This is a genomic window from Streptomyces sp. SID14478 (assembly GCF_010548525.1).
Classification (GTDB): domain Bacteria; phylum Actinomycetota; class Actinomycetes; order Streptomycetales; family Streptomycetaceae; genus Streptomyces.
Window position 1 is genome coordinate 1 of record NZ_JAAGMG010001387.1, and the last position, 9,021, is coordinate 9,021.

Consider the following 9,021-nt stretch of genomic DNA (forward strand, 5'->3'; position numbering starts at 1 on the left):
CCCCGCAGCGCCGCGGGCACGGCCGCCGCCACCGTCTGCTCCAAGGTCCTCACGAGCACGGCGCGTTCCACGCTCAAGGCGTTCCCCGGGCCGCCGTGCCCGACGCCGACCACGCGCCCGGCCGCGTCCACGCAGCGCGCCCGCACCCGGGTGCCGCCGGCGTCGATCCCGACGGTGAGCGGAGCCACGTACTGATCGATGGATTCAGTAAGCACACCGCATGATGATTGATAGATTCATCTCGGGACAACCCCCGCGCCGCCGACAGGACCCCGCCGACGGGCCGCCACCGATCGGGAGACCGTCATGATCACAGCCCGGATCCGCTCCGAACTGCCCACGCTCAGCGGCTCGTTGCGCAAGGTCGGCGCGTACGTGCTGGCCGACCCGGCCGCGGTCGCGGGGACCTCCGCCGCCGACCTGGGGCGGCGCACCGGCACCTCGCAGGCCACCGTCACCCGCTTCTGCCAGGCCCTCGGCCTGGAGACCTACCAGCGGCTCCTCCTCGAACTCGCCAAGGAGCAGGGCGAGCAGGACCACCGGGGTGACGGGAGCGGCCAGGACCGCCCGCTGGGCCCCGACATCGGCCCGGACGACGACCTGGAGCACCTGATCTCCGTGGTCGCCCAGGCGGACCTCCAGGCGCTGCGCAGCACCCTCGACCAGTTGGACCGCAGCGCCCTGGAGTCGGCCGCCCAGGCGCTCGCGAGGGCGCGGCGCATCGACGTCTACGGGGTGGGCGGCTCGGGCATCCTGGCGCGCGAGACGGAGGCCCGCCTCTTCGGCATCGGGATGCCGGCCCGCGGCTGGACCGAGGTGCACGCCGCGGAGACCTCGGCCGCGCTGATGACGCCCGCGGACGCCGCCGTGGCCCTGTCCCATTCCGGGCGCACCCGCGAGGTCCTCGGCCCGCTGCGGCTCGCCGCGGAGCGCGGTGCCACGACCGTGGCGGTCACCGGTGACCCGCGCTCCCCCGTCGCCCAGGCCGCGGCCGTGCACCTGACGTGGACGGCGGCCGAGACGAGTTTCCGGCGCGGCAGCTTCGGCGCCCGCCACTCGGCGCTGCTGATCCTGGACTGCCTCTACGCGCGCGTGGCGCAGCTGACCTACGAGCGGGCGACGGCGTCGATCGCCCTCACGGCGCACATCTCCGAGGAGCACGCGGCCCGGCCCCGGCGCCGTTCGTGACCACTGCGCGGTGCGCGACGCAACAGCATCGGCCGGGCGCCCACTGGGGCACCCGGCCGGTCCTCAACTCCTAGATCTCGCCCCGCAGTTTCGCGAGCGCCTCGGCGAGAATCGCCTCGCCGTCCTCGTCGCTGCGCCGCTCCCGTACGTACGCGAGGTGCGTCTTGTACGGCTCGGTGCGCGGCGGGTCCGGCGGGTTGTCCCGGTCCTGCCCGGCAGGGAATCCGCAGCGCGGACAGTCCCAGGTCTCCGGCACCTGCGCGTCGGAGGCGAAGCTCGGCTGCGTCTCGTGCCCGTTCGAGCACCAGAAGGAGATGCGCAGGCGCGGCGCGGACTCGCCGCGCTCGGCCTCGCCCATCGGCCCCGCCCCGACCCGACTTCCTCGGATCGCGTTGCCACTTGCCACGGTCGTAACTCCCTGCGTGATGGTGCCGCGAAGCGTGTCGGCGTCTCGCTTCGCCGCGGAGCGCCTCAGTCTACGTAAGGCCCAACGCGCGTCCAGTGATGGGAGTTACATCCCGTCCCTAGACGCAAGCCCCATGATAGGCCGCGTGGTTGAGCGCGTACCGAACATGGGGCTTTACGTGAGCAATGTGCAGTTGTAACGAGTTGAAGCGACGGTTCGACCCGGAAGGTCAGTTGTTGATCTTCATGAGAAGGCCGAGCACGACGATGCACGCGAACCAGAGCAGACCGATCACGATCGTGATCCGGTCGAGGTTCCGCTCGGCGACCGAGGAGCCGCCGACGGAGGACTGCATGCCGCCACCGAACATGTCGGAGAGACCGCCGCCCTTTCCCTTGTGCATCAGCACAAGGAGCATCAGCAGCAGGCTGAAGACGATCAGGGCGATCGAGAACCCCATAACCACGGCTGGACCAACTTCCTCGGACTTATTCGGACGACGGGGCCGAGGCTCGGAAGAGCCGCGGCCCCGCAAGGGTACGACGTATCGCCGCTAGCGCATACTCACAGGTCGCGCCACTGGGCGATCAATGTGCCGCTCACTGCTCGTGGAAGCGCACGATCTTGACGAACTCGTCGGCGTCCAGCGAGGCGCCGCCGATCAGGGCACCGTCGATGTCCGGCTTGCCCATGATCTCCGCGACGTTGCCGGACTTCACCGAACCGCCGTACTGGATGCGGATCTTGTCGGCCACGTCCTGCGAGTACAGCTCGGCGAGCTTGCCGCGGATCGCCGCGCAGACCTCCTGGGCGTCGTCCGCGCCGCACACCTTGCCGGTGCCGATGGCCCACACGGGCTCGTACGCGATGACGACGGTCTCGGCCTGCTCGGCGGGAAGGTCCTGGAGACCGCCCTCGACCTGCGTGAGCGTGTGCGCGACGTGGTTGCCCGCCTCGCGCACGTCCAGCTCCTCGCCGACGCACAGGATCGGGGTCAGACCGTGCTTGTAGGCGGCCTTCACCTTGGCGTTGACGATCTCGTCCGTCTCGTCGTGGTACTGCCGGCGCTCGGAGTGCCCGATCGCGACGTACGTGCACTTGAGCTTGGCGAGCATCGGGCCCGAGATCTCGCCGGTGTACGCACCGGAGTCGTGCGCCGAGAGGTCCTGGGCACCGTACTTGATCTTGAGCTTGTCGCCGTCGACCAGCGTCTGTACCGAGCGCAGGTCGGTGAAGGGCGGCAGGACGGCGACCTCGACGGCCTCGTAGTCCTTGTCCGCGAGGGCGAAAGCGAGCTTCTGGACGTGGGCGATGGCCTCGAGGTGATTGAGGTTCATCTTCCAGTTGCCCGCCATCAGCGGCGTACGGGTCGTCATACGGGGTCAGTCCTCCAGTGCGGCGAGGCCGGGGAGCGTCTTGCCCTCGAGGTACTCGAGGGAGGCGCCACCGCCGGTCGAGATGTGGCCGAATGCGTTCTCGTCGAAGCCCAGGGTACGGACCGCCGCGGCGGAGTCGCCGCCGCCCACCACGGTGAAGCCCGGGGAGTCGATGAGGGCCTGGGCGACCGCTTTGGTGCCCTCGGCGTAGTCGGGGTGCTCGAAGACGCCCATCGGACCGTTCCAGAAGACGGTCTGCGCGTCGGCGAGCTTCGAGGCGTACAGCTTGCGGGTCTCCGGGCCGATGTCCAGGCCCTCCTGGTCGGCCGGGATGGCGTCCGCGGCGACGGTGGAGGGGTTGGCCGGGGCCTTGCCCTTGAGGTCGGGGAACTCGGTCGACACCAGGACGTCCACCGGCAGCACGAGTTCCACGCCGTTCTGCTCGGCGCGCTTCATGTACTCGGTGACGACCGGGACCTGGTCCTCCTGGAGGAGCGAGATACCGACCTCGTAGCCCTTGGCCTTGAGGAACGTGTACGCCATGCCGCCGCCGATGAGGAGACGGTCCGCCTTGCCGAGCAGCTGGTCGATGACGGCGAGCTTGTCGGAGACCTTGGCGCCGCCGAGTGCGACCACGTAGGGGCGCTTGACGTCGTCGGTGAGCTTCTTCAGGACGCCGACCTCGGTGGCGATGAGGTAGCCGGCGTAGTGCGGCAGGCGGGCCGGAAGGTCGTACACGGAAGCGTGCTTGCGGTGCACCGCGCCGAAACCGTCGCCTACGTAGACGTCGGCCAGGGCCGCGAGCCGGTCCGCGAACTCGCCGCGCTCGGTGTCGTCCTTGCTCGTCTCACCGGCGTTGAAGCGCAGGTTCTCGATGACGGCGACCTGACCCGGCTCGAGGCCGTCCACGGCCTCGTGCGCGGCGGGGCCGACCGTGTCCTGGGCGAACGCGACCGGCTTGCCGAGGAGTTCGGCCAGGCGCTCGGCCGCGGGCAGCAGCGAGAACTGCGGGTCCGGAGCACCCTTGGGGCGGCCCAGGTGGGAGGCGACGACCACCTTGGCGCCCGCCTCGGCCAGAGCCTTGACGGTGGGCAGGACGGCGCGGATGCGGCCGTCGTCGGTGATCAGGCCGTCGGCCAGCGGCACGTTGAGGTCGGCGCGGACGAACACCCGCTTGCCGTCGACCCCTTCGGCGAGAAGTTCCTCAATGGTCTTCATGACTGGACTCCTTGTGAGGCTGGTCCTGGAGAGGGCTGGGAGGCTGACGCGCGAAGGGCCCGGACCGACGCGCGGCATCGCGCGGGTCCGGACCCTTCGCTCACATCTGAGTGCCTTGCTGCTCTAGAACTCTAGAGCTGGCCGCCGACGAAGACCGTCAGGTCCACGAGGCGGTTGGAGTAGCCCCACTCGTTGTCGTACCAGCCGAGGATCTTCACCGTCTTGCCTTCCTGAACCATCGTCAGGGAGGAGTCGAAGGTGCAGGAGGCCGGGTCGCTCACGATGTCCGAGGACACGATCGGGTCCTCGGTGTAGAACAGGATGCCCTTGAGGGCGCCGTCGTCGGCGGCCTTCTTGAACGCGGCGTTGACCTCGTCCTTGGTGACCTCGCGCTGCAGGTCGACGACCAGGTCGGTGGCCGAGCCGGTCGGGACCGGAACGCGCATCGCGATGCCGTCGAGCTTGCCCTTGAGCTGCGGCAGGACCAGCGCGGTGGCCTTGGCGGCACCCGTCGTGGTCGGGATGATGTTCTCGGCGGCGGCACGGGCGCGACGCAGGTCCGAGTGCGGGAAGTCCAGGATCCGCTGGTCGTTCGTGTAGGCGTGGACCGTGGTCATCAGGCCCTTGACGATGCCGAAGTTCTCGTCGAGAACCTTGGCCATCGGCGCCACACAGTTGGTGGTGCAGGACGCGTTCGAGATGACGTGGTGGTTCGCCGGCTCGTACTTGTCCTGGTTGACGCCCATCACGATGGTGATGTCCTCGTCCTTGGCCGGAGCCGAGATGAGGACCTTCTTGGCGCCACCGGCGATGTGCTTCTCGGCGTCGGCCTTCTTGGTGAAGATGCCGGTCGACTCGATCACGATGTCGACGCCCAGCTCGCCCCACGGGATGTCGGCGGGGTTGCGCTCGGACAGCACCTTGATGGTGTGACCGTCGACCGTGATGGTGTCCGCGGTGTGCGACACCTCGGCCTTGAGACGACCAAGGATGGTGTCGTACTTCAGAAGGTGTGCGGTGGTCGCGGTGTCACCAAGGTCGTTGACAGCCACGATCTCGATGTCCGCACCCTGCTCGAGCAGCGCGCGGAAGTAGTTACGACCGATGCGGCCAAAGCCGTTGATGCCTACGCGGATCGTCACGAACCGATCTCCTCGTTGGTACGCCGGATTCGACGCCGGCGAGATGTATTGGGATGTCCCCGACCGCCTCCGACCCTACCTCCCATAAGGGCTTGGGGTGACATCGAGCGGGTCTATGCAGGGCACAGCGGCCCGTACTCGCCAGTAACGTACGGGCCGCCGCATATTTCTCGCGTATTTCGGTGGCACCCGGTGGCGATCAGTCGCTAATTGAGCGCAGGGCCTTTCTGATGAGCGCATTTCGATCGCCGCTCGACGTGACGTGTTCCAGACCGAATCCGAGGAGAACGGTGTCCGGCGTGCGCACCGCCCCGTAGGTCGTGAACAGGTCCTGGGCGCGGGCCCAGTCCTCGACCGCGGCCGGGCTGCCCTCGGGCGGCCCCGGGACCTGCCAGACGCCCAGGGACGTCTCGAAGCCCTCGGTCTCGCGGACCTGTCCCCCGATGACGACGGACGCGTTGTCGGCGCGGACGCCCTCGCCGCCCGTGCCCGGGTCGGAGACGTAGCTCAGCGACACCTCGACCGTCTTGCCCGCATAGGCGCTCAGGTCGTACGTGACCGTCCTCCAGTCGTCCGAGGAGCCCGTGAGGCTGTTCCACGCGCCGGAGGTGCCGGTGTTCTCGCACGCGGCGCCGTCGGGCGTCAGATAGCGCTTGAGGGCCGGGTGCTCCGCGAGCAGGAATCCGGCCTCGCACTCGGTGGGCACGGCGGTCGTGGTCAGGCCGGCCGTGTCCGGCAGGGTGGTCCAGTCCTCGGCGCCGACCGTGTGCGCTTCGAGGAGGACGTGGTCGTAGCCGGCCTCGGTGTCCCACAGCAGCTGCGTACGCAGGGACGGGGCCTCGGCGGCGGGGACCCCGGTCAGGTCGATGGTGCGGGTCAGACGCTTGTAGGCGTCATCGGTGTGCACGGCGGCGGCCATGCCCGCGCCTTCGTACTGGCCCGCCCCCGCGCTCTCGAACTGCGGCAGGGTGTCCGACGTGACCTCGTACAGGCCCGCGCCGTCGAGCGGGTTGCCGGGCGCGCCCCCGAGGGTCGCCGCGGTCCCGGTGAGTGCGCCGGAGCCGTCGAAGCGGGTGGCCACCGGTGCCGCCGTGCGGGAGTAGGCGCCCAGGTAGTACTGGCTGAAGTCGTTCGTCGTGGTGTCGCCGATGGCGACGGAGCCGCCGGCCTTCTCGCCCGCCTCGATCAGCTTGCCGCCCTCGTTCAGGTAGTCGCGCAGGGCCAGCTGGGTGGCGAGGGCGGGGCGGGCGGCGCCCGTGTAGTGGACGACCGTCTTGAAGTGCCCCAGGACGGCGAGAGGGTCGGGAGCGCCCTGGGCGGCGACATTCCAGACGACCGGAGTGCGTCCGGCGGCCTTGAGTGCGTCTACGTAAGCGCTCGTCTGCTGCCCTGTGGCGTCGTTTTCCGCGAGGACAAGAGTGTCGCCCTTGGGACGCGACGCCACTGTGTAGGTGAAGCGTTCACTGGTGGTGCGCTTTCCGGATTTCGTACGTCCGGTGAACCACACCTCTACCTTGTCGCCGACATCGGCGTCCTCGACCTTCGCCCTATAGGCGTCGAAATGCAGATTGTCGTCGCCTCCGTAGGTTTCTCCGCCCTTCCAGGCACGCAATTCCTCGTCGCGCGAACGGCCGCCATTGATGCGGTAGTTCAGTTCTTTGTCGCGTACGGACTTCCGGACGACCACCGACACTTCCTGGTCGCCACCGCGCGCGTACGACGTGGGGAACGCCGCCGGGGTGAAGTCGGGGGCCTCCAGGCCGACCGAGGACGACGGCCGGTCCGGGTGCGAGGCGGTCTCCGCGACGGACAGCGCGAAGGGCACGTTCTTCGTGAACTCGCCCTGGATGAGCTTCTCGTCGTCCGGGAACGTGAAGATCGACGCGCAGTCCTGGGGCCGCCAGGCGTCGTTCGGGTCGACGTTCGAGGCGGTCTGGCAGGTGCTCATCTCGGGCGTGAACATGGAGACGCCGTGCACGTTGCCCGCGTGCCCGTCGGCCTCGCCGTTCGTCGTGTACAGCTCCGAGGAGACCTGCGGGTGATAACCGGGGATCGCGGAGTTGTCCGGGGTCCCGGCGAGCGCCTTGTAGAGGACGTCGTCCGGAGTGGGGGTGGCGACCTGCCAGCCCACTCCGTAGAGCAGCAGTTCCGCGGCGGAGTGGTAGTTGATGGCGTAGTCGAATCCGACGCGCTTTTCGAAGGCGTCGATCGCCTTCGTCTCGGGCTCTGAATTCGGGCTCGCGCCGCGATAGGTCTCGCTGGCGGGGCGCGGGGACGAACCCTCGTCGTCGTAGCCCCACTTATAGGCGAAGTTGCGGTTGAGATCGACGCCGTCGCCTGTGGTGTAGGCGCCGTCGCCGTTCACGTCACGCATGTTCTTGCGCCACTGACGGTCGCCGTCGGGGTGGAACGTCCAGTCGTAGCCGTCGGGGTTGGCCGTGAGGACGAACCACAGCTCCGTGGAGTCGACGATCTTCTTGACCCGACTGTCCTTGGCGTAGTTGTCCACGTAGTAGTGCATCAGGCGGCGGGTCATCTCCGGAGTGATCCACTCGCGTGCGTGCTGGTTGGACATGTAGAGGACCGACGGCTTGGCGCCGTCCTTGGCCTTCTTGGCGCCCTTGCTGAGCTTCAGCGCGAGGATGTCCTGGCCCTGGAGCGTCTTTCCTATGGAGACGACCTTGGTGAGGTCGGGATGCTCCTGGCCGGTGCGGAGCATCTCCTCCCGCAGATTCCCCTTGCCGCTGTACGGGCGGAAGACGCCGTCGCCCGCGGCCGCCACCCGGGCCGCTGCCCGGGCCGTCAGCTTGTGCTCCGCGAGCTTCACGCCCTGGTCGCGCAGCTTCTCGGCCTGCTGGTCGGTGAGGTAGACCTCGACCTGCGCGGTGCCCTTCTCGGGCGCCTGCTCGCCGAGTTCGCGGGCGTCCTGGCCCGCCTGGAGGAGCAGGGGTATCTGCTCCTTCGACACGTCGGCGCGGAACACCTTGACGGCGTCCGCGCCGGGGTCCTCGCTCGCTGAACTTCCGCTCTCCGCCTGGGCGACGGGCGTGAGTGCGGCCCCTCCCAGTCCCAGGACAAGTGCTCCGACAGCGAGGATCGATCTCGCTCTTCGTCTCATGAGCCCCCCTTGCGGTTGTCTGCCGCGGTCGTGGCGCGCTGCCACAGAAGCGAACGGCGCCAGACTCGTGACCGTTCATGGTCAAGTCAAGGGGGCCCCAAGGAGTGCTGACGGCTACTTCAAGACAGGGAAAAGCCGGTGGCGGCGCCGCGATCGGGCGCCGCCACCGGCTTGTCGAGCTCCCGGCAGGATCAGCCCGCCATGTGGTCCGCCATGTGCTCAGCCATCTCCTCGACCAGGTCCTCGGCGATGTCCTCCGCGAGGTTCGACTCCGTGCCCGGGATGCCGAGGTCCTGGGCCCGCTTGTCCGCCATGGCGAGCAGGCGCCGGATACGGCCCGCGACGGCGTCCTTGGTCAGCGGCGGGTCGGCGAGCGCGCCCAGCTCCTCCAGGGAGGCCTGCTTGTGCTCCATGCGCAGCCTGCCCGCGGCCGCGAGGTGCTCGGGCACCTCGTCGGCGAGGATCTCCAGGGCGCGCTGCACGCGGGCCCCGGCGGCCACGGCCGCGCGGGCCGAGCGGCGCAGGTTCGCGTCGTCGAAGTTGGCGAGGCGGTTCGCGGTGGCGCGGACCTCG

At 69.1% G+C, this 9,021-nt stretch carries 8 protein-coding genes and 1 pseudogene; 1 reads left to right on the top strand and 8 read right to left on the bottom strand.

Annotation, left to right across the window (positions count from 1 at the left end):
• Window positions 1–215 (bottom strand): annotated as a pseudogene (locus G3I40_RS44035) (ATPase); the annotation flags it as partial.
• Between the two features lie 91 nt (window positions 216–306).
• On the opposite strand from G3I40_RS44035, the gene G3I40_RS44040 reads away from it, so the two are divergent.
• Window positions 307–1,188 (top strand): MurR/RpiR family transcriptional regulator, encoded by an 882-nt coding sequence (locus tag G3I40_RS44040; protein ID WP_164560393.1) that lies wholly within the window; start codon window positions 307–309, stop codon window positions 1,186–1,188.
• A gap of 70 nt (window positions 1,189–1,258) precedes the next feature.
• Here G3I40_RS44040 and G3I40_RS44045 read toward each other — a convergent pair whose 3' ends face one another.
• The 7 genes from G3I40_RS44045 to whiA form a co-directional block, all read right to left on the bottom strand.
• On the bottom strand, window positions 1,259–1,594 hold the full coding sequence (locus G3I40_RS44045) for an RNA polymerase-binding protein RbpA (RefSeq protein ID WP_078491545.1): 336 nt from the start codon (window positions 1,592–1,594) through the stop codon (window positions 1,259–1,261).
• Between the two features lie 229 nt (window positions 1,595–1,823).
• On the bottom strand, window positions 1,824–2,054 hold the full coding sequence (gene secG / locus G3I40_RS44050; RefSeq protein ID WP_164560394.1) for a preprotein translocase subunit SecG: 231 nt from the start codon (window positions 2,052–2,054) through the stop codon (window positions 1,824–1,826).
• A 139-nt stretch (window positions 2,055–2,193) separates the two neighbouring features.
• Window positions 2,194–2,970: a triose-phosphate isomerase gene (gene tpiA / locus G3I40_RS44055; protein WP_164560395.1), complete on the bottom strand. Its 777-nt coding sequence runs from the start codon at window positions 2,968–2,970 to the stop codon at window positions 2,194–2,196.
• Window positions 2,971–2,976: 6 nt separating this feature from the next.
• Window positions 2,977–4,188 (bottom strand): phosphoglycerate kinase, encoded by a 1,212-nt coding sequence (locus G3I40_RS44060; RefSeq protein ID WP_164560396.1) that lies wholly within the window; start codon window positions 4,186–4,188, stop codon window positions 2,977–2,979.
• Window positions 4,189–4,319: 131 nt separating this feature from the next.
• Window positions 4,320–5,330, bottom strand: coding sequence for a type I glyceraldehyde-3-phosphate dehydrogenase (gene gap / locus G3I40_RS44065; protein ID WP_164560397.1), 1,011 nt, complete (start codon window positions 5,328–5,330; stop codon window positions 4,320–4,322).
• Window positions 5,331–5,529: 199 nt separating this feature from the next.
• Complete coding sequence (locus tag G3I40_RS44070) at window positions 5,530–8,448, bottom strand: M14 family metallopeptidase (RefSeq protein ID WP_164560398.1); 2,919 nt, start codon at window positions 8,446–8,448, stop codon at window positions 5,530–5,532.
• Window positions 8,449–8,639: 191 nt separating this feature from the next.
• Window positions 8,640–9,021, bottom strand: a 382-nt coding sequence (gene whiA / locus G3I40_RS44075; protein WP_164560399.1) for a DNA-binding protein WhiA, incomplete at its 5' end; no start/stop codon positions are given.